A 19,717-nucleotide genomic window follows, 5' to 3' on the forward strand; every position below is an offset into this window, starting at 1 on the left:
CGGGCACCCGACGGTGAAGCATGTCACATCAACGACACGAATGGGAAGCACCCTGCCGAACGACTCGCCGGGGCCGAGCGGCTCAGCCTCCGCGCAGAGACCGCCACAGACGCCGGCAGAAGGCCACGAACCCCTTCTCCCGCACGGTCCGCTCCAGCCGCTCGATCTGCAGCGACTGGGCGCGGACCACGTCGAGCAGGTCGTGCGCGAGCCCCTCCGCCGCATCCAGCCGCCGGTGCAGGCCACCGGCCTCCTCGGCCACCGCGCGGCGCAGGTACAGGGGCAGGCCGATGCCGTTCTCCGCGGTCCACTGCCTGAGGTGCCGGTCGCGCACAGCCAGCTCGTCGGAGCCGGCGGAGGACCCTCCCGCCGGCTCCGCGGGCAGCGGCGCGTCCCCGGGGAGCAGACCCGCGGTGAAGGTCTCGAGGAACCGGAGCACGAACTCCCAGTCCGCCGCCGCGTCCAATGTCTCGTCGTAGTCGCCGAGCACCCCGTGCACCGCGCGGCGGTACAGGAAGGTCGGGCCGACCGTGGTGAGGTCGCCGTCGAGCACGTCGGTGAGGGTGAGGGCCTGCCGGTCCGCACGCACGCGCTCCTGCCCCGGCCCCCCGGTCGGGGCCCGCTCGCCCGGCGCGCGCACCACCACCCCGTCGTCCGCCACGAGCGGGTTCTCGAGACGGGCCACTGCACCCTGCAGGACCAGGGGGTGCCACCCGTCGGACCCGTCGTGCAGGACGACGAGCTCCGAGTCCGCGGCCCGCAGCCCCCGGTTGGCCGCCGCCCCGGGGCCCATGGGCCTCCGGTGGTGCAGCACCGTCACGCGTCCGGCGAGCTCGTCCCGCCGCTGCACCAGGAGGTCGTCCAGTGCGACGGGGTCGCCGCCGTCGTCCACGACCACCAGCCGCCAGTCGGTGAACGTCTGCGCCAGGACGTCGTCCAGGGCCCGGGCAGGACGCCCCGACCGGTGCCCGCACCGGAGCACGACCGCCACGGTGGACCGTTCGGGCGGCACCCCGGGGACCGTGTAGCGGCGGCGGAGGGAGCGCACCACCGGGGCGCCGACCCCGCGCGGCGCGGCCGCGACCTCCCGCACGCCCGGTGGCCGCCCGCCGCGGAGCACCCCGACCACGTCGTCCCACCACCGGGCCGCGGACTCGCGCACCACCGGATCGGCGTCCGCCAGCGCCGACCGGACCGCCCCGCGGTGCTCGACCGCCTCCGTCGCCCACTGCTGGACGGCCGCCCGGGTGTCCCACGCCACGTCCCCCGGGGTGAGCAGCGCCGCCAGGGGCGCCACGCCGTCGTGCAGTCCCCAGCGACTCAGCACATCATCCATGCGCGTCAGGGAATACTTGTCCGGCGCCACGGGGAGGACCACGGCGTGCGCCGCCAGGCCCAGGACCGCGGCACGCCCGCAGGTGGTCAGGACATAGTCCGCCCGGCGCAGCACCGAACCCGCGGCGTCCGGGTCGGCCCGGTCCGCGCCCGGGTCGGCCCGGTCCGCGCCCGGGTCGGTCCGGCCCTCGTCCGGGTCGGCGCTGCTCCCGTTCGTGCCGGCCTCGTCCGTGCCCGCCGGGCCCCACCGGACGTCCTCCCGCAGCAGCGCCGCCACGCCCGCCGCGAACTCCTCGTCCGCCGGCGTGCCGCCGCACGCCAGGAGGGTGACCGCCCCCTCCGTCCGGTGCACCAGGGCGTCCAGCGCGGCGGCGAGCACGGGTGCGGCCTCGCCCGGGGAGAACGGCCCCGCCGGGGCCCCGACCGCGGCGACGATCCGGACCCGCTCCTCGTGCACGCCCGGCCGGTCCGCGTGCACGCCCGGCCGGTCCTCCTGCGCCGGTCGACGGGACGGGGCCTCGAGCTGCGGCAGGAGCAGCGCGTCCTCCCAGCCGACGCGCAGGGCGGGGTGGCCGGGGCACAGCCGGCGGGCCACCGCCAGGGACGACTCGTCCCGCAGGCCCACCAGGGATGCGGCGGACAACAGCTCGCGCAGGGCCTCGGCCGGAACGGTCGCGGGATCGAGGGCGAGTCCGCTCACCACGACCGGTCGACCGGCACCCACCGCGCTCCGGACCTGCTCGAGCCGGCTGCGGAGGTGGGGCTCCTCGACGACCGGGTCCGCCCCGAGGCTCACCAGGAGGGGGACCTCCGCCCCGGGCGGCCGCTCGGGTGACTCGACACCGGGTCCGGACCCGAGCGCCGGTGCGGACCCGGACCGGGAGCCGGGCCCGCGCGCGGACTGCGGCACGGACCGGGATTCGGACTGCGGCTCGGCCTGTGACTCGGCCTGTGACTCGGCCTGTGACTCGGACGGACCGTGCCCGGGCACGGGTGCGGCCACGCGGCCCGCCGGATCGACGAGCTCCACCTCGACCCCGCGCAGGGCGAGCTCGCCGAGGAGGCCGCGGAGCTCGTGCTCGTCCCACGGACGGTGCCCCGTCCCGGCGGGACTGCGGAGAACGTCGATGCGCATGGCGGAGCGGTCCCTTCCTCGGACGATGCGTGCCCGGCCATTCTCCCAGCCGCACCCCGGCGGGCTCGCACCCGGCCCGGTCCGGAGCACGGGCCGCCCGCCGCGGCCGCCCGTCCGGCCGCGGCGGGGTGTACGGAGTTGCAGGTCCGCACGAAAGCGCCTTGCCCGCGCGTGCGCGGGTCCGCCACTGTGGAGGGACACACAGAGCACCATCTCCGTCGGCGGCGACCGCCCGGAGGATCCCGTGACCTGAGGTCCCCTGCTCGACCGCCACATATTCTGCTATGGACATATAGGCGGACGCCGCAGGGCCGGCCCGGTCCCGGACCTCGCGCTGCCGGAGCGAGCCGGACACCTCCGGCTCCGGAGATCCCGCCCGACCCGGTCGCGGGAGACGTCGAGGAGTCCCACCATGTTGAATGCCGCCGTCATCAGCCCCCAGCCCATGACGCGCATCGCGATGCAGCGCGAGGCCGCCGAGCACCCGGAGCACGGCGTGCGGGTGGGCGCAGCGGCCGGGAACGTGCCGGAGTTCCTGGCCCTGCACCCGGCCGAGGAGACGGTGGTCCTGCTGAGCCTGAACACCATGGACGGCCGGAGTCTCGTGCAGAACGTCACGGACCTCACCGCGCACGAGCACACCGTGGTGGTGCTGGTTCCGCCCGACGACCTCTGCCGGGTCCGGTCCGCGTTCGCCTGCGGGGCCGCCGGAGCCGTGGGAAAGTGCGAGCCCATCAAGAGCGTCTTCCGGACCATGCGCCTCGCCAAGCAGCTGGGCCACTTCATGAGCGACATGCTCCAGGCGGCCCTGGCCGAGCTGCCCAGCCAGGCACCCGCCAAGCTGTCCGCCCGGGAGCGCGAGGTGCTCGCGCTCTACGTGGACGGCCTCCAGGAGCAGGAGGTCGCCGGCCGGCTGCGCATCGCGGAGTCCACGGTGGAGGAGCACCTCAAACGGATCCGGCGCAAGTACCTGCTGGTGGACCGTCCGGCGCGCACCAAGCTCGAGCTCTACAAGCGGGCCGTCGAGGACGGGATCATTCCCCCCGTGCTGCCGCTGGCCTGATCGCCGGCCCGTGCGGACCGTTGTGACCTGTGCGCGGCGCTCCTAGACTGGTGGCACCACCACGCGCCGTTCCGCGTCCCCCGCGCCGGAACCGTAGCCCCGGCGGGGTCCAGCGCCCGCACCGCACCGCGTGCGCCCGGGATCCCACCGGCACCGCCGACGCCGGTCCGCACCGCCGTCGAGCACGAGCAGCAGGCCGGGGGCCCGCGCCTCCGCACAGAGGAAGCCAGTCCGATGGACATCGTGGAGCATGGGGAACGCGACACCGAGATCGCCCGGGAGCTCGAGAAGCTGCGGACGAGACTGACGGGGGAGCTGGTCGAGCCCGGCGACCCCGAGTACGACGAGGCCAGACGGGTCTGGAACGGCATGGTCGACGTGCGGCCCCGCGCCGTCGTGCGGGCGGGGTCCGTCGCCGACATCGACCCGGTGCTCGCCGCCGCGCAGCACACGGGCCTGCCGCTCGCCGTCCGCGGCGGCGGGCACAACATAGCCGGCCACGGCACCGTGGCGGACGGCCTGGTGCTGGACCTGGCGGCGCTGCGCCGGGTCGAGGTGGATCCCGGCACCCGGCTGGTCACCGTCGAGCCCGGCGCGACCCTCGCCGACGTGGACCGCGCCACCACGCCGCACGGGCTCGCCGTGCCCGTCGGGGTGGTCAGCGCCACCGGGATCGCGGGCCTGACCCTCGGCGGCGGCGTGGGCTGGCTGACCCGCAGCAACGGCCTGACCCTCGACAACCTCGTGGACGCCGAGGTGGTCACGGGGACCCGGGAGCACCTGCACGCCAGTGCCGAGCACAACCCGGACCTGTTCTGGGGCATCCGCGGCGGCGGGGGGAACTTCGGCGTCGTGTCCTCCTTCACGTTCCGGGCCCGGGAGCTGCCGCCCTCCGTCCTGGGCGGCAACCTCCTCTACGGTCGCGACAAGTGGCGCACGGCCCTGCAGGCGTTCGCCCGCTGGACGGCCGACCTGCCGGACGAGATGAACGGCATCATCTCGATCCTCCGGTTCCCGCCCGGCTTCGGGATGGGCGACGAGCCCTGGCTGATCATCGGCTTCGCCTGGATGTCGCCCGACCACGACGAGGGCCTGCGGCTGGTCGAGCGGCTGCGCGCCGACGCCCCGCCCGACGAGGAGGAGGTCGGACCGGTGCAGTGGACCGAGTGGCAGTCGGCCATGGACGAGCTCTTCCCGAAGGGCGCGCGCGGCTACTGGAAGAACGCGTCCTTCTCCCGGCTCGACGACGAGGTGGTCGACGCGCTGCTCGGATTCGCCTCCGAGATCACCTGGTTCGGCACGGGCATCGACATCCACCACATGGAGGGGTTCTTCGGGCGGGTGCCGGCAGGCGCCACCGCCTTCCCGAACCGGTCCGCGCGGTACTGGCTCAACGTCTACGGCTACTGGCAGGACGCCGCCGAGGACGCCCGTCTCACGGCGTTCGCGCGGAGGGCCCACGCCGCTATGGAGCCGTTCGCCGAGATCGGCCAGTACGTGAACTTCCTGGGCGCCGAGCACGGCCCGGTCACCCCCGAGGCGGCGCGGCAGGCCTACGGGGAGCGCACGCACCTGCGGCTCGTCGAGCTGAAGAACCGCTACGACCCCGGCAACCTGTTCCGCCGCAACCACAACATCCTGCCGAGCGCCGCCTGACGGCACCCGGCCGAGAAGGAGGACAGTCCGGTGGGACAGCATGTGCACGCAGGAGCACTCGACATCTGGACGGAGCAGGTGGGCGACGGCCCCGACGTCCTCCTGATCGGCGGACTCGGTGACACCGTCGAGTCCTGGCAGTTCCAACTGGAGGGCCTGGCCGACCGCTACCGGCTCACGGCGTTCGACAACCGGGGGGCGGGACGCACCACCCTGCCGGACGACGCCCTCACAGTGGAGGCCATGGCCGACGACGCCGCGGAGGTGCTCCTCGCGCTCGGCATCGGATCGGCCCACGTGGCCGGTTTCTCCGGCGGGAGCATCATCGCGCAGGAGCTGGCGCTGCGCCACCCCGAGGTCGTGCGCAGCCTGGTGCTGCAGAGCACATGGTCGGCCATGGACCCCTACCTGCGGGCCTGGGGAGAGTTCGTCCGCTGGCTCGTCGGTGCCGCACCTGGTGAGCGGGAGTTCCTGGAGTGGTTCTTCCTGTTCATCTACACGCCCCGGGCCCACAACGACGGGACGGTGGCCGGGATCGTCGACGAGGCCCTCGCCTTTCCGCACAAGCAGCCGCCCGAGAACGTGCAGCGCCATCTGGACGCGTTCATCGGCCACGACACGACCGGACGCCTGCCCCGGGTCACGGCCCCGACCTACGTCCTGGCCGGGGGCCTGGACACCACCGCCCGCCCGGAGCTCGGCCGCGCCGTGGCGGACCTGATCCCCGGCGCCCGGTTCCAGGTGCTGGAAGAGGAGTCCCACCAGCCCTTCCAGGAGGTCCCGGAGCAGTGGAACGGCCTCGTCGACTCGTTCTGGCAGGACGTGGAGTCCCAGGACCCGAGGAGCAGCGGCTGAGGGACGGGGTCAGGGGGCACCGAGCAGCCGCAGCACTGCCGCCACGACTGCACCCAGCACCACGACCAGCAGGAACGGTGCCCGCAGCGCCAGGGCCAGTCCCGCCACGAGCAGGGCTCCCAGCCGGGCGTCGAGCACGAGGGACTGGCCGGAGCCGAAGGCGTTCATCACCACCAGCGCGGCGAGCAGGCCCACCGTGACGGTGCCCGCCGTGCGCCCGACGCGGGGGTCGTCCAGCACCCGGTCCGGCACGAGGTAGCCCACGAGCTTCAGGGCGTAGGCCAGGGCGCACGCCCCGAGGACCCAGAACCACATGCTCATGCCCCGGCCTCCCCGGGACGGGTCCCGGGGTCCGCCGTGGCGCTCCCGGCCCCGCGGGAGCGGCCGAGGGCGGCCGCGACCACGGCGGCGACCAGGATCGGCAGCCCCGCCGGCAGCACCGGGATGGTCAGCGCGGTGACGAGACCGCAGACCACCGCGACCGCCACGGGCTCCCGGGCGCTCAGCCGCGGCCACAGCAGGCCCAGGAACGCCGCCACGGCGGCGCCGTCCAGCCCCCAGCGGGCCGGGTCCCCCAGGGCGTTGCCGAGCAGGGCCCCCAGCACGGTGAACACGTTCCAGAGCAGGAACACGCCCAGTCCCGCGGTCCAGAACCCCCGGCGCTCCTCGACGGGATGGATCTGGGACGAAGCGGTCGCGTTGGACTCGTCGATGGTCACGTGCGCGGCGAGCAGCCGGCGCCAACCGCGCGGACGGACGAGGGCGTTCATGCTCATCCCGTAGACGGCGTTGCGCACCCCCAGCAGCGTCGCGGCGCTCAGCGCCGAGGCGCCGGCGCCCCCGCCGGAGACCACGCCGATGAACGCGAACTGGGACCCGCCCGTGAACATGAGCGCGGACAGGGCCACGGTCTGCCAGAAGCTCAGGCCCGCCGCCACGGACAGCGCTCCGAAGGAGATGCCGTACAGCCCGGTGGCCACGGACACCGACAGGCCGATCCGCACCGCCGGCGAGGACCGCCAGGCGACGGGGGCCGTGTGGCTCATGCCGCGCCGCTCCCGGCGCCGGACGACCCGTCCGCGCCCGTCCCGGCGTCCTCCGGCGGGACGTCCGACGCCGACCGGCGCCCCTGGGCGGCGTCGAGCGCGTCCATGGCCTGGACGAGGGCGAGGTGGGTGAAGGTCTGGGGGAAGTTCCCGGTCATCCGCCGCCGCTCGGGCGACCACTCCGTGGCGAGCAGGCCGAGGTCGTTGGCGCGGGAGAGCACGAGGTCCACGAGCTTCCGGGCGCTGTCCGGACGTCCCGAGCGCGCGTACTGCGCGGCCAGCCACAGGGACGCGCCGAGGTGCGGGTTGTCCTGACCCGGGAAGCCGTCCACCCCGATGACACCGGCGTACGCGTCGGGGTCGTCCGGGTCCACGGGGCCCAGGACGTTGCGGTAGCGGTGGATCAGGCCGCTGGGGTGGCGCAGCTCCTCCTCGATCCGCCGCACGGTCCCGAGCATCCGCTCGTCGTCGTAGGCCACGAAGCCGACCTGGGGCAGCTGGAGCAGGGAGGCGTCCACGGTCCTCGCCCCGTAGTACTGCACGAAGGAGCCGGCCTCGGGGTCGTAGCCGCTCGTCCAGATCTCCTCCGCCAGCGCGTCCCGCAGCTGCTCCCACAGCTGCACGTCACCGGGCAGCCCGTGCACGCGCACGGCGTCCACGCCGCTCTGCAGGGCCGCCCACATGAGCACGCGCGAGTGCGTGTAGTACTGCCGTTCGCCGCGCATCTCCCAGAGGCCCTGGTCCGCGACCTCGTAGTTCCCCACGACCGAGCGCAGCATCGCCTGCTGCAGGGGCCACGACAGGTGGTCCTCCACGGCGCCGCGCCGGCGGAGCTTCTCGAACACCACCATGACGTGCCCCACCGCGTCCGTCTGGTGCTGGACCGAGGCGCTGTTTCCCTCGCGCACGGGGCGGGAGCGTTCGTAGCCGGGCAGGTCGAGCTGGTGCTCGCGCCCCCGGCGCTCCCCGGCGACCCCGTAGATGTTCTGCAGGTCGTGCGGGTCGCCCGCCACGGCGCGCAGCAGCCAGTTGCGCAGCTGCACGGCCTCCCGGTCGTGGTCGTGGTCGAGCATGATCTCGAGGGCCATCGCGGCGTCCCGCAGCCAGGAGAAGCGGTGGTCCCAGTTGCGCTCCCCGCCGACGACGTCCGGGAGGGAGGTGGTGGGGGCGGCCACGATCCCGCCCGTCTCCTGGTGCATCAGCGCCCGCATCACGAGCAGCGAGCGCCGGACCACGTCGGAGCGCCGGGCGACCGCGTGGCCGCGGACCGGGACGATGTGCACCGGTTCGTCCGCCCCGGCGGCCGGCGGGGAGTACAGCCCGGACCAGTCCTGCCACAGCTCCACGGTGCGCGTGAGCTGCTCGTTGACGTCGACGGGCGCCGGGGGCGTGCGGTGGGACGGGAAGTGCGTGAGGACGAAGTCCCGTGCCTGGCCGGCGGAGACGGTGAAGGTGCCGTGGTGGCGGCGCTCGTCGTCGTCGTCCGTGGACTCCGGGAGGGGCTCCCCGCGCAGCACGAGGGCGTCCGGGCCGGCCATGGCCACGAGCATGGGCGGGGCGGGATCGCCGCCCTCCGGGTCCTCCTCCCCCTCGAAGCGGCTGACCCAGGGCACCACGGCGCCGTAGCCGAAGCGGACGCGCAGCTCGTGGTACATCTCGACCTCACCCGTGAGGCCCTCCACGCGGCGGACCACGTCCGTGCGGGACGTCAGCGGGAGGAAGTCGGTCACCCGCACGGAGCCGGAGTCGGTGACCCAGACGGTCTGCAGGACGAACGTGTTCTCCACGTAGAACCGCTCGGCGACCTGGGCGCCGCCCTCCTCCTCGTCGAGGGGCTCTCCGTCGGCCCCCTCGGCGACCGTGCTCGCGGGGGCGAGCAGCCACCGCCCGTGGTCGGCGTCCCCGAGCAGGGCGCCGAAGATCGAGGGGGAGTCGAACCGGGGCGCGCACAGCCAGTCGATGGACCCGGCGCGGGAGACGAGCGGACCCGTGCGCATGTTCGAGAGCAGGGCGTAGTCCTCGATCAGTGAAGCCATGCCTCAAGATTGGCACATCGCGGGGGCGGCCCGGACCGGACGCTTGAGTCATACCCCCAAGGGGTATACAGTGACGGCAGGACGACCGAGGAGGAACCATGGCCCAGACCCTGCCGTCGCACGGATACACCCAGGACAAGGACGCGTACCTCAAGCGCCTGCGGCGCATCGAGGGCCAGGTCCGCGGCATCCACCGGATGGTCGAGGAGGACCAGTACTGCATCGACATCCTCACCCAGGTCTCCGCGATCCAGTCGGCGCTCAAGGCCGTGAGCCTCGGCCTGCTGGACGAGCACCTGAACCACTGCGTCGTGGGCGCCGTCGAGGCCGCCCGGACGTCCGGGGACGTCGCCAGCGTCGACGACAAGCTCCAGGAGGCGTCCGCGGCCATCGCGCGCCTGCTCAAGAGCTGACCCGCCCCGCCCGATGCACGCACCACCCCCGAACGTACCCGCCGAACCCTTGAACGAACCCGCCCCACCCCCGAGGAGAGCACCGTGCAGACCACCGTCAACGTCTCCGGCATGACCTGCCGGCACTGCGTCATGTCCGTCACCGAGGAGCTCACCGAGCTGACCGGCGTCGAGTCCGTGGACGTCGACCTGGTCGCCGGCGGGGTCTCCCCCGTGGTCGTGACCTCCTCCCGCGAGCTGTCGGCGGACGAGGTCGAGGCGGCCGTCGAGGAGGCGGGGTACACCGTTGCCTGAGACCCGCACGCCCGTCCCCACCGAGGTCGCCGGACCTTTGCGCACCCTCGAGCTCGGGATCACCGGCATGACGTGCTCCTCGTGCGTCAGCCGGGTCGAGAAGAAACTGGGCAAGCTCGACGGGGTCGACGCCTCCGTGAACCTCGCCCTCGAGACCGCCACCGTCCACGTGCCCGAGGGCATCAGCGACGAGCAGATCCTCGAGACGGTCGAGCACGCCGGCTACGGGGCCGTCGTCACGAACGCGCCCGGGGACGACGACGCCGGCGCCTCGGGCCGCCCCGACGCCATGGCGCAGGTCGCCGGCCGGGAGGCGTCCTCGCTGCGCTCCCCCGACGCCCTGCGCCGGCGCCTCGTGGTGGCCGCCGCGCTCTCCGTGCCGGTGTTCGTGATCTCGATGCTGCCCGGCTTCCAGTTCCCGCACTGGGGCTGGGTGGTCGCGGTCCTGAGCCTGCCGGTCGTGACGTGGGCGGCGTGGCCGTTCCACCGCTCGGCGGCCGTCAACGCCCGGCACCTGACCTCCACCATGGACACCCTCGTGTCCCTGGGCGTGTCCGCGGCGTACCTGTTCTCGCTGTGGAACCTGCTGCGCGAGCCCGGCATGACGGCCGGCGCGATGCTCGGCCACGCGATGGACATGAGCGGGCACCAGCTCTACTTCGAGACCGGGGCCCTCGTGACCGTGTTCCTCCTGCTGGGCCGGTACCTGGAGGCCCGGGCGAAGGCGCGCTCCGGCGAGGCGCTGCGCGCGCTGCTGGAACTGGGCGCGAAGGACGCCGTGGTGCTGCGGGACGGCGTCGAGACGAACCTGCCCGCGGAGCAGCTGCGGCCCGGCGACCTGGTCGTCGTGCGCCCGGGGGAGAAGATCGCCGCCGACGGCGTGGTCGTCGACGGCCGCTCGGCCGTCGACACCTCCCTGCTCACCGGCGAGTCCCTCCCGGTCGAGGTGGGGATCGGCGACACCGTCACCGGCGCCACGATCAACACCAACGGCCGCCTGCTGGTCGAGGCGACCCGCGTGGGCGCCGACACCACCCTGGCCCAGATGGGCCGGATGGTGTCCCGGGCGCAGGCGGGCAAGGCTCCCGTCGCCCGGCTCGCCGACCGGATCTCCGGCGTGTTCGTGCCCGTGGTCCTGGTGATCGCCCTGGTGACCCTGGCCGGCTGGCTGGTCCTGACCGGGGACGTGGACGCGGCGTTCGTGGCCGCGGTCTCCGTGCTGGTCATCGCGTGCCCGTGCGCCCTGGGTCTCGCGACCCCCACGGCCCTGCTCACCGGCACGGGCCGGGGCGCGCAGCTGGGCATCCTCATCAAGGGTGCCGAGGTCCTCGAGGACACCCGCACCGTGGACACCGTGGTGCTCGACAAGACGGGAACCGTCACGAGCGGTCAGCTCTCCGTGGCGTCCGTGACGCCCGTGTCCGGGTACTCCCGCGACCAGGTGCTGGACCTCGCGGCCACCGTGGAGCAGCACTCCGAGCACCCCATCGCGCGGGCCGTGGCCGCGGCCACCCCGCACCGGTTCCCGGTCTCCGGGTTCGATTCGGCGCCCGGCGGCGGCGTCCGCGCGCACGTGGCGGACGGGATGCACTCCCGCTCGGTGGTGGTCGGGCGCACCACGTGGCTGTCCGAGAACGGCGTGCGCCTGGACCGGGGCCAGCTCGACGCCCTGCGCCGTGCCCAGGAGGGAGGGTTCACCACGATCCTCGTGGCCGTCGACGGCGCCCTCGTCGGCTTCGTCGACCTCCGCGACACCGTCAAGGACGACGCGCGCGCGGCGATCGAGCGGCTCAGGGGGCTGGGGCTGCGGCCCATGCTGCTGACGGGCGACAACGAGCCCGTGGCACGGGCCGTCGCCGCGGAGGCCGGCATCGCCGCCGGGGACGTCGTCGCGGACGTCAGCCCGGAGGGCAAGGTCGCGGTGGTCCGCGACCTCCAGGACGAGGGGCGCGTGGTCGCGATGGTGGGCGACGGCGTCAACGACGCCGCGGCGCTCGCCCAGGCCGATCTCGGGATCGCGATGGGTGCCGGGACGGACGCCGCCATCGAGGCGGCGGCCATCACGGTGGTGCGCAGCGACGTCCGGTCCGTGCCCACGGCCATCGCCCTGTCCCGCCGGACCCTGTCGATCATCAAGTCCAACCTGTTCTGGGCGTTCGCCTACAACACGGTGGCCATCCCCGTGGCGGCCGCCGGTCTGCTCAACCCCGTGATCGCGGGCGCCGCGATGGCCTTCAGCTCCGTGTTCGTGGTGCTGAACTCGTTGCGGCTGCGGGGCTTCGGCCGCTGACCCCGCAGGGGCCGCCGGCTCCTCGCGACGACGCCCCGGCAGGTGCGGCGCAGTGCACGACGCCCCGGGGAGGACCGTGGTCCTCCCCGGGGCGTCGTGCCGTGCGGGACGCGCCGCTCAGGCGCCGGCCTGGCCGGGGTCGACCGGGCTGTCCCCCTCCTCCTCGAGCTCGGGCACCTCGGACTTGTAGTCCTCCTGCGCCACGTCCGTGGGGTCGTCGTCGGGACCGGTCTCCTGCTTGGCGGCCATCCGCTGCTCGACCTCGCGGTCGAAGTCGTCGTCGCCCTCGGTGGGTGGTTCCGGCTGCTGGCTCATGCTGGTTCCCGTCGTCCGGTGTCGAGCAGGACGCGGGGTCGGCCCTGCTCAGGTGCAGTCCAATCTATCGAGTGCACGCCCGGCTGCCAACGGACCGGCGGCCGGAGCGCCCGTCCCCGGGGCCGGGGGCTCAGACGCGCGGGGAGGATCCGTCGTCGTCGTCCGCGGTCCCGTCCGCTGCCCCGTCGGTGCGCCTGTCCGTCGTTCCGTCCACCGGGCCCGTGCCCTCGGCGGCACGCCGGCCGAGGAGGTCCTCGCCCCGGGTGTCGGGCCGGACGCGCTGGCCGAACTCGGCCTCGCCGGGGGGCTGCGCGGCGGCCTGCCGCCGGGCGCGGGCCTCGGCGTAGAGCTTCGCCGAGGAGCGGTTGACGCCCGTGCCCCGGCCGAGGTGGGGGTCGTTCGGCTTCTCGACGATCATGAGCGTCGCACTGATCACGAGCGTCACGATGAACACGATGCCGGCGGCGATGAAGGCGAGGTCAAGGCGCAGGGCGTTGTCCGTCCCGCCGCTGGCGAAGATCCCCACGGCGACGAACGCGACCGCCGCGAGCACCGCGGAGAGAATGAGGGGACCCTTGACGTCGGCCCGGGAGCCGCCTCTCGAGTCCTTGCGCTGTGCCACTCGTCCTCCTCGTGAACTGGGGGTTCCCGGCAGGACGGGGCCTGCCGTGCGGTGCCCCAGTCTACGCGGTCCCGCTGGGGGCCCGTCCCCGGCGGTCCTCGTGCCGGAGGGTCAGCGCGGCCAGCAGGTGGGTCACGCCGATGACCACCGCGGCGGCGCCCACCACCCCGAAGAGCGCCTTGGGCCCGAGGTCCACCACGAGCACGAGGCCCGTCGCGGCGAGGACCGTGACGAGCCCGGCGATGGTCCAGTCGCGGCCCAGGGGGAAGCTCGTGCGGAACTTCAGCCCGAGGGCCAGCTCCGTGAGACCGGCCAGGCCCATGATGGACGCCGCGTAGACCACGAGCCACGCGGGGGTGTCGGCGCCGATGATCGTGAACACCCCGCCCAGGAGGTACAGCACCCCGTAGGACTGCGGGATCTGCCGGGCGGGGCCCATGTCCACGTGGTCGTTCCCGTTGAGGCGCAGCTGCAGCAGGATGCTCGCCGCGCCGGTGAGCACGAGGTAGAGCCCCACGCCCCAGGCCACGACGGTCAGCGTCGGCTCCTGCCAGAACACGGTCACGGCGCCGAGGACCAGGGCCACGAGCGCGCGCAGCAGCGTGGGTGCGAACAGGTCGCGGTGGATGCCGGTGCTCGGGTCGGGGTGCACGGTGCGCCTTTCGGGGGACGAGCTGTCGGTGGAGCGCTCGGGGACGCCCTGGTGGAACGGCCCGGCGGAACAGCCTGGTGGAACGGCCCGCGGGGCACGGACCAGTCTAGCGACCGGCGACGGGGCCCGGCGCCGAGAGCACCCGGGCCAGGACCGCGAGGGCGTCCGGCAGGGCGTCGCCCTCCGGCGCTGCTCCGGTGGCGCCGAAGCCGACGACGACGCCCCGGCGGCCGCCCCGCACCCCGTGCGCCCAGTACGAGCCCAGGGCCGCCACCCGCACGCCCGCGGCGGCGGCACGGGCCACGACGTCCTCCTCCTCGAACGGCACCTCCCCCGTGAACTCGAGGACCGCGTGCAGCCCGCCGTCCATGGGCACCGCCCGCACCCCGCGGACCCCGGCGAGGGCCGCGCCGAGCAGGTCCCGCCGGCGCCGGTACTCCCGGCGCATCCGGGCGGTGTGCCGGCGCAGCCCGCCGTCGGCGAGGAAACGGGCCATCGCGTCCTGGGCCACCGCGGAGGCGGGGTTGCCCAGGTCCGTGCGCAGCCGCAGCAGGTCCTCGCGCAGAGCCGGCGGCGCCAGCAGGTAGCCGACGCCCAGTCCCGGGGCGAGGACCTTCGTGAAGGACCCGAGCGTGGCCACGTGGCCCCCGGCGCCGAGCCGCCGCCCCGGCGCGGAGGGCTCCGGGACGGCGCCGGGGGCGCGGTCGAGGGAGGACAGGGCCGGGAGCGGCTCGCCGACGTAGCGCAGCTCGGAGTCGTAGTCGTCCTCCACGATCAGGGCGTCGTGGGCCCGCGCCCAGCCGAGCAGCTCGAGCCGCCGGGCCGCGGGCATCGACGCCCCGAGGGGGTACTGGTGGCTGGGGGTGACGATCACGGCGTCCGGGGGCCGCTGGACCTCCCACTGCCCGGGTCCCGACCACGCGCCGGAGGGGAGCCGGGCGGGGTCGAGCCCCTGGTCGTCGATCGGCACGGGCAGCACCTCGTGCCCGAGCCGTTCCGGCACCCGGTGCAGCGACGGGTAGCCGGGGTCCTCGACGGCCACGCGCAGCCCGCGGCCGGCGTGGCCGCCGAGCACCGCGAGCAGCAGCTGGAGCCCGTCCCGCGCGCCGGCCGTGACGAAGAGGTCCTCCGGGTCCCGGACCACGCCGCGCATCAGCCGCAGGTGCTCGGCGATCTGCTCGCGCAGCGGCTCGGAGCCCTGGGGCGGGGGCGCGCCCGCCCCGGCGGCGGCCGCGGCGTCCCGCCACGCGGCGCGCCACTGCGGGGTCGCGAGCCGGCCGGTGTCGGGCCGGCCGGGAGTGAGGTCGATCATGGGCCGCTCCCGGGCCCGGCGCGGCGCCGGCGCGGGCGGGCGGGGGCCGCGCGGGGCCGCCTGGGGCTCCGTCCGGGAGCGGGCCAGGTCCGGGTGGACCACCGTGGCCCCGTTGGTCGCGTGCAGGTAGCCCTCGCCGTGGAGCTGGTCGTAGGCGGTGACCACGGAACCGCGCGAGACCCCCAGCCTGGCGGCGAGTCCGCGCGTCGAGGGCAGCGCGTCTCCGGGGCGCAGCGCCCCGGAGACCACCAGGTCCCGCAGCTGCCGGACGAGCTGGGCGGGCAGCGGCGCCGGATCGGCCCGGTCCACGCGCACGGGCAGCTCCACGTCGTGGGGATGTCGCACCGGCCCCCTCCTTCCGCCTGCTGAGCCATCGGTGGTCCAATGGATTCTACCGATGGTGGACCTGTCGGTGGACCACTTGGGGCCGGAGGATGGGGTGCATGACCGATCTGCAGACCACCCCTGCCCAGAACTCCATCCGCACCGCCGGCTCGGACGCCACGCCGCTCACCGGCTCGCCGCTCGTCAAGCGCGGTCTCGCCGACATGCTCAAGGGCGGCGTCATCATGGACGTCGTCACCGCCGAGCAGGCCCGCATCGCCGAGGACGCCGGCGCCGTGGCCGTCATGGCCCTCGAGCGCGTGCCCGCCGACATCCGCGCCCAGGGCGGTGTGGCCCGCATGTCCGACCCCGACCTGATCGAGGGCATCCAGGCCGCCGTCTCCATCCCGGTCATGGCCAAGGTCCGCATCGGCCACTTCGTGGAGGCGCAGGTCCTGGAGCACCTGAAGGTCGACTACATCGACGAGTCCGAGGTCCTCTCCCCCGCCGACTACGTCAACCACATCGACAAGCAGCGCTTCACGGTCCCGTTCGTGTGCGGGGCCACCAACCTGGGCGAGGCCCTGCGCCGGATCGCCGAGGGTGCCGCCATGGTCCGCTCGAAGGGCGAGGCCGGCACGGGCGACGTCTCCGAGGCGACCAAGCACATCCGCACCATCCGCGGCCAGATCGCGGAGCTGCGCGCCCTGTACGCGATCTCCCCCGACGCCCTCTACGTCAAGGCCAAGGAGCTCGCCGCGCCGTACGACATCGTGCTCGAGGTCGCCCGCACCGGGAAGCTGCCGGTCGTGCTGTTCACCGCCGGTGGCGTGGCCACCCCCGCGGACGCGGCCATGATGATGCAGCTCGGTGCCGACGGCGTGTTCGTGGGCTCCGGCATCTTCAAGTCCGGCAACCCGGCGGCGCGGGCGCAGGCCATCGTGAAGGCCACCGCCTACTTCGACGACCCGGAGAAGATCGCCGAGGCCTCCCGGGGCCTCGGTGAGGCGATGGTCGGCATCAACGTGGGAGACCTGCCCGCCCCGCACCGGCTCGCGGAGCGCGGCTGGTGAGTTCCGCGCCCCGCGTCGGCGTCCTCGCCCTGCAGGGCGGGGTCGCCGAGCACGCGGCGATGCTCCAGGAGCTCGGTGCGGAGCCCGTGCTCGTCAAGACGGCCGACCAGCTCGCCGGGCTGGACGGGATCGTCCTGCCGGGCGGGGAGTCCTCCACCGTGGACCGGTTGCTGCGCCTGTTCGGGCTGCGGGAGCCGCTGCGGGAGGCCGTCCTCGGCGGCCTGCCCACCCTGGGCACGTGCGCCGGGCTGATCCTGCTCTCCTCCGGCATCGAGGACCCCGCTCCCGGCCAGCAGTGCCTGGAGGTCCTGGACGTCACGGTCGCCCGCAACGCCTTCGGCCCCCAGACGGCCTCCGAGGAGGTCCGGCTCGCCTGGGGCGACGACGGGGCCGTCGTGCGCGCGGCCTTCATCCGGGCCCCCGTGGTGACCCGGGTCGGCGAGGGCGTCGAGGTCCTGGCCCGGCACCGGGGCGAGGTGGTCGCGGTGGCGAGCGGCGCCGTCGTCGGCATCTCGTTCCACCCCGAGCTGACCGGGGAGACCACGGTGCACCGGCACCTGCTCTCCCTCGTCGCCGCCCGGCGCCGGCTCCCCGCCTGAGCGTGCTCCCTCCGCTCGGTGGCCGGGCCCCACGGGCGATCAGTAGCTGCCGGACGCCCCGCCGCCGGTGAAGCCGCCGCCCCCGCCGAACGAGGTCCCGCCCTGCCCGTCCCCGGTCGTGCCGCCGCTCGAGCCGCCGGAGTACAGCGCCGGGTTCGCGAGGTAGAGCGGCAGCCACACGGCGGGGCTGGTGACCGCGTCCGGCGTGCGGTGGTGGTAGCGGTACTTCCGGTACGCCGCGTGCTGCTCCTCGGTGAGCCGCAGCTCCGGATCGCGCCGGCGGGCCGCCCGCAGCTCCTCGTCGGCGATCCGGCGACGGCGGCGGAGGTCCGCGGCGATCCACCACGCCACCAGCACGACGACCAGGCCGAAGCCGCCCCCGACCCAGCCGAACAGCACCCAGTCGAAGGGCTCCTGCGGAGGCTCCTCCCCCTGCGCGTAGACGTAGATCTGCTCGACGGCCTCGCGCAGGCCCTGCGCGTAGCGCTCGTCCGCGAAGGCGGGCCCCAGCACGTCCTCCACGACCCGTTCCGCCTCGTCGTCGGAGAACCGCTCGCGGACCCCGTCCGCGGACTCGATCCGCAGCTCCCGGTCCGCGGTGGCGGCGACCACGAGCACGCCGTTGTCCGACCCGGCGTCGCCCACCCCCCACCGGGTGGCGACCTCGCGGGCGTAGTCCTCGATCGACCCGCCCGACTCCTCCACCGTCAGCACGGCCACCCGCGCGGCGTCCGTGGTCGCGTTGCGGTCCTCGATCAGGGCGTCGAGCTCCTGCTCCTGCGCGTCCGTCAGGACGTCGGCGGAGTCCAGGACGTCGGACCCGGCCGGCGGATCCGGGATCTCGACCGCGCCGCCCGCACACCCGGTGAGGGCGGCGCCGATCAGCGCGGTCACGGCGAGTGCTCTGCGGTCCACGGCGTGCTCCCGTCCTGCGTCCGCGGCCGGTCCGCGGGGTCACCTCCAGGATGTCCCGCCGCACCGGGTCCGCGGATCCGCCCGGAGGACGAGGTGCTGCGCCGGCCGGGGACCCCCGGCGCCGTCGCGGAGCGCCCGCGCCGCGGGCCCACCCGGTCGCCGGCGGCAGGACGCCGTCGTCCACGGGAGGAGCGCGGGGCCGCCGGGCAATGTGTCGGCAGGGCTGCCGACACATTGCCCCAGGTCATGAGCGAAATGGGGCTCTCTGCGCCAAGCTGGGGGCAACAGGTGCGAAGGAGTAGGTGATGAACACACCGGGCAGTCTGCCGCCGAGGACGTTGACGCCCCAGCGGCTGGCAGAGATCAAGCTGTTCCACCGGACACTGACCCGCAGGCTCGAAGCCGACGAGGCCGCGATCTCCGGATTCGAGAGGATCATGCTCGTGGACATCATGGCCGAGCTCATCGAGCACGCCGACACCACCACGTGACGGAAGCACCCCCTCCCCCTCCTGGCGGAGGAGGGACCGCTTCTGCCGGATATGACGGCCCAGGTCGTCGGCCGTCGGATCCGGGGCACAGACGTAAGCACCCCCGCCCGGGAGAGGGCGGAGGCGCTTACGGCGGGGCGCCGGGGGACGCCGACCGGGTCACCCGGGGGATCAGGGGCGACAACTCCACGATAGATGAGAAGGACTGTTACTCGACAGCCAACTTACGAAGTTCCTCAGCGGTAGCCGTGCCCCGGGGTCCCGGCGGGGCACGGCTACCGACGGGGCACGACCCCGGAGGGGTGCCCGGCCGGCTGGTCCCGGCCCGCAGCACGGCCCCACCCCGGGAGGTCGCCGGGGGCTCCTCCGGCGGACCGGCGGATCAGTCCTTCCTGCGGGCCGGGACCACCATCACGGGGCTCTCGCACTCGACGAGCACGGCCTGCGAGACGGAGCCCATGAGGAGCCCCCGGAATCCTCCGTAGCCACGGCTGCCGACCACCACGAGCTCCGCCGAGCGTCCGGCCTCGACCAGCTGGTCGGCAGGCGGGCCGGAGAGCACGAAGGTCTCGACGTCCAGCTGCGGGTGGTCCTCCCGGACCGACTCCGCCACCTGGTCCACGAGCGCCCGGGCGGGCCCGGTGAGCTGGTCGTGCACCGCCCGGTCCAGCTCGGCGGAACCGGTCGGCACGCTCACGCCCTCCGGGACCACGGTGACCAGCGCCAGTCCTGCGCCGTGCCGCTCGGCGTAGTGCCCGGCCGCCACGACCGCCGGGTTGTCGCGTCCGAGCCGGTCCACGCCGACCACGACCCGTCCCGCGAAGGGGCCCGCCGGGCCGCCGGCGGCCCCCGCGCGGGGGTCCGCGCCGGCCGGGCGCTCCGGGAGGACGATCACGGGACACGCCGCATGCGCGGCCGCCGCGGCCGTGACCGACCCGAGCCGTCCGCGCACCCCGCGGCGGCCGCGCCGGCCGAGCACCATGACGGCGGCGCCCTCCGACGCGTGGACCAGCACCCCGGCGGCGTCACCGCGCTCGACCACCGCGACGCCCGGGACGCCGGCGTCCCGGGCCCTGGTGACGGCCGCCCCGGCGATCTTGTCCGCCTCCTGCTCGATCGCCTCCAGGAACGGCCCGTAGAGGCTGGGGTCCACGGCGGCGGGCCGCCCCGTGGAGACCACCACCTTCACCTCGCCGGAGCGGGCGCCGGCCTCCCGGAGCGCCCAGTCGAGGGCCCGGTCGCTGTTCTCGGAGCCGTCGCAGCCGACGACGATCTGTTCTGCCATGTGTCG

19 protein-coding genes are annotated in these 19,717 nt (G+C 74.6%); 9 read left to right on the forward strand and 10 right to left on the reverse strand.

Annotated elements, in window-relative coordinates; translation table 11 throughout:
* Window positions 1–82 precede the first annotated feature (82 nt).
* Window positions 83–2,470 carry a glycosyltransferase gene (locus ACH9D3_RS03355; protein ID WP_396409853.1) on the reverse strand — a complete coding sequence of 796 codons (2,388 nt, stop codon included), beginning with the start codon at window positions 2,468–2,470 and terminating at the stop codon, window positions 83–85.
* 412 nt (window positions 2,471–2,882) lie between these two features.
* On the opposite strand from ACH9D3_RS03355, the gene ACH9D3_RS03360 reads away from it, so the two are divergent.
* From ACH9D3_RS03360 to ACH9D3_RS03370, 3 genes are all read left to right on the forward strand, one after another.
* On the forward strand, window positions 2,883–3,533 hold the full coding sequence (locus ACH9D3_RS03360) for a LuxR C-terminal-related transcriptional regulator (RefSeq protein WP_396409854.1): 651 nt from the start codon (window positions 2,883–2,885) through the stop codon (window positions 3,531–3,533).
* Window positions 3,534–3,767: 234 nt separating this feature from the next.
* Window positions 3,768–5,189, forward strand: a complete 1,422-nt coding sequence (locus ACH9D3_RS03365; RefSeq protein ID WP_396409855.1) for an FAD-binding protein — start codon at window positions 3,768–3,770, stop codon at window positions 5,187–5,189.
* 30 nt (window positions 5,190–5,219) lie between these two features.
* A complete protein-coding gene (locus ACH9D3_RS03370) occupies window positions 5,220–6,044 on the forward strand; it encodes an alpha/beta fold hydrolase (protein ID WP_396409856.1) in 825 nt (274 codons plus the stop codon).
* Window positions 6,045–6,053: 9 nt separating this feature from the next.
* On the opposite strand, the gene ACH9D3_RS03375 is transcribed toward ACH9D3_RS03370, so the two are convergent.
* From ACH9D3_RS03375 to ACH9D3_RS03385, 3 genes are read right to left on the reverse strand one after another with little or no spacing between them, the layout of a single operon-like run.
* Window positions 6,054–6,365 (reverse strand): AzlD domain-containing protein, encoded by a 312-nt coding sequence (locus ACH9D3_RS03375; RefSeq protein WP_396409857.1) that lies wholly within the window; start codon window positions 6,363–6,365, stop codon window positions 6,054–6,056.
* On the reverse strand, window positions 6,362–7,090 hold the full coding sequence (locus tag ACH9D3_RS03380; protein ID WP_396409858.1) for an AzlC family ABC transporter permease: 729 nt from the start codon (window positions 7,088–7,090) through the stop codon (window positions 6,362–6,364). The genes ACH9D3_RS03375 and ACH9D3_RS03380 overlap by 4 nt, the downstream gene beginning before the upstream one ends.
* The gene (locus tag ACH9D3_RS03385) at window positions 7,087–9,126 is read right to left on the reverse strand and encodes a glycoside hydrolase family 15 protein (protein ID WP_396399766.1); all 2,040 of its coding nucleotides are present in this window, start codon (window positions 9,124–9,126) and stop codon (window positions 7,087–7,089) included. The genes ACH9D3_RS03380 and ACH9D3_RS03385 overlap by 4 nt, the downstream gene beginning before the upstream one ends.
* 98 nt (window positions 9,127–9,224) lie before the next feature.
* Between ACH9D3_RS03385 and ACH9D3_RS03390 the strand changes: the two genes are divergently transcribed.
* The 3 genes from ACH9D3_RS03390 (at window position 9,225) to ACH9D3_RS03400 (ending at window position 12,123) form a co-directional block, all read left to right on the forward strand.
* Complete coding sequence (locus tag ACH9D3_RS03390) at window positions 9,225–9,539, forward strand: metal-sensitive transcriptional regulator (protein WP_396409859.1); 315 nt, start codon at window positions 9,225–9,227, stop codon at window positions 9,537–9,539.
* A gap of 84 nt (window positions 9,540–9,623) precedes the next feature.
* Window positions 9,624–9,833, forward strand: a complete 210-nt coding sequence (locus ACH9D3_RS03395; RefSeq protein WP_396409860.1) for a cation transporter — start codon at window positions 9,624–9,626, stop codon at window positions 9,831–9,833.
* Window positions 9,834–9,900: 67 nt separating this feature from the next.
* Window positions 9,901–12,123, forward strand: coding sequence for a heavy metal translocating P-type ATPase (locus tag ACH9D3_RS03400; RefSeq protein ID WP_396409918.1), 2,223 nt, complete (start codon window positions 9,901–9,903; stop codon window positions 12,121–12,123).
* A 117-nt stretch (window positions 12,124–12,240) separates the two neighbouring features.
* On the opposite strand, the gene ACH9D3_RS03405 is transcribed toward ACH9D3_RS03400, so the two are convergent.
* The 4 genes from ACH9D3_RS03405 to pdxR form a co-directional block, all read right to left on the reverse strand.
* Complete coding sequence (locus tag ACH9D3_RS03405) at window positions 12,241–12,438, reverse strand: hypothetical protein (protein ID WP_396399769.1); 198 nt, start codon at window positions 12,436–12,438, stop codon at window positions 12,241–12,243.
* Between the two features lie 130 nt (window positions 12,439–12,568).
* Window positions 12,569–13,060, reverse strand: a complete 492-nt coding sequence (locus ACH9D3_RS03410; protein ID WP_396409861.1) for a hypothetical protein — start codon at window positions 13,058–13,060, stop codon at window positions 12,569–12,571.
* Window positions 13,061–13,121: 61 nt separating this feature from the next.
* Window positions 13,122–13,712, reverse strand: coding sequence for a DUF308 domain-containing protein (locus ACH9D3_RS03415; RefSeq protein WP_396399771.1), 591 nt, complete (start codon window positions 13,710–13,712; stop codon window positions 13,122–13,124).
* 106 nt (window positions 13,713–13,818) lie between these two features.
* Window positions 13,819–15,369, reverse strand: a complete 1,551-nt coding sequence (gene pdxR, locus ACH9D3_RS03420; RefSeq protein WP_396409862.1) for a MocR-like pyridoxine biosynthesis transcription factor PdxR — start codon at window positions 15,367–15,369, stop codon at window positions 13,819–13,821.
* A gap of 98 nt (window positions 15,370–15,467) precedes the next feature.
* Here pdxR and pdxS point away from each other — a divergent pair, with 98 nt between their 5' ends.
* Together pdxS and pdxT are read left to right on the forward strand one after the other, a co-directional pair.
* On the forward strand, window positions 15,468–16,421 hold the full coding sequence (pdxS, locus tag ACH9D3_RS03425) for a pyridoxal 5'-phosphate synthase lyase subunit PdxS (RefSeq protein ID WP_396399773.1): 954 nt from the start codon (window positions 15,468–15,470) through the stop codon (window positions 16,419–16,421).
* Window positions 16,418–17,020, forward strand: coding sequence for a pyridoxal 5'-phosphate synthase glutaminase subunit PdxT (gene pdxT, locus ACH9D3_RS03430; protein ID WP_396399774.1), 603 nt, complete (start codon window positions 16,418–16,420; stop codon window positions 17,018–17,020). Before pdxS ends, pdxT begins: the two co-directional genes overlap by 4 nt.
* Window positions 17,021–17,059: 39 nt before the next feature.
* Here the strand turns inward: pdxT and ACH9D3_RS03435 are convergent, their stop codons facing one another.
* A complete protein-coding gene (locus ACH9D3_RS03435; RefSeq protein WP_396409863.1) occupies window positions 17,060–17,935 on the reverse strand; it encodes a TPM domain-containing protein in 876 nt (291 codons plus the stop codon).
* Between the two features lie 305 nt (window positions 17,936–18,240).
* On the opposite strand from ACH9D3_RS03435, the gene ACH9D3_RS03440 reads away from it, so the two are divergent.
* Window positions 18,241–18,426 (forward strand): hypothetical protein, encoded by a 186-nt coding sequence (locus ACH9D3_RS03440; protein ID WP_396399777.1) that lies wholly within the window; start codon window positions 18,241–18,243, stop codon window positions 18,424–18,426.
* Window positions 18,427–18,808: 382 nt separating this feature from the next.
* Here the strand turns inward: ACH9D3_RS03440 and ACH9D3_RS03445 are convergent, their stop codons facing one another.
* A complete protein-coding gene (locus ACH9D3_RS03445) occupies window positions 18,809–19,711 on the reverse strand; it encodes a universal stress protein (RefSeq protein WP_396399778.1) in 903 nt (300 codons plus the stop codon).
* Window positions 19,712–19,717 lie beyond the last annotated feature (6 nt).

Source organism: Kocuria kalidii, from assembly GCF_044462225.1.
In the GTDB taxonomy this organism is placed as follows: domain Bacteria; phylum Actinomycetota; class Actinomycetes; order Actinomycetales; family Micrococcaceae; genus Kocuria; species Kocuria kalidii.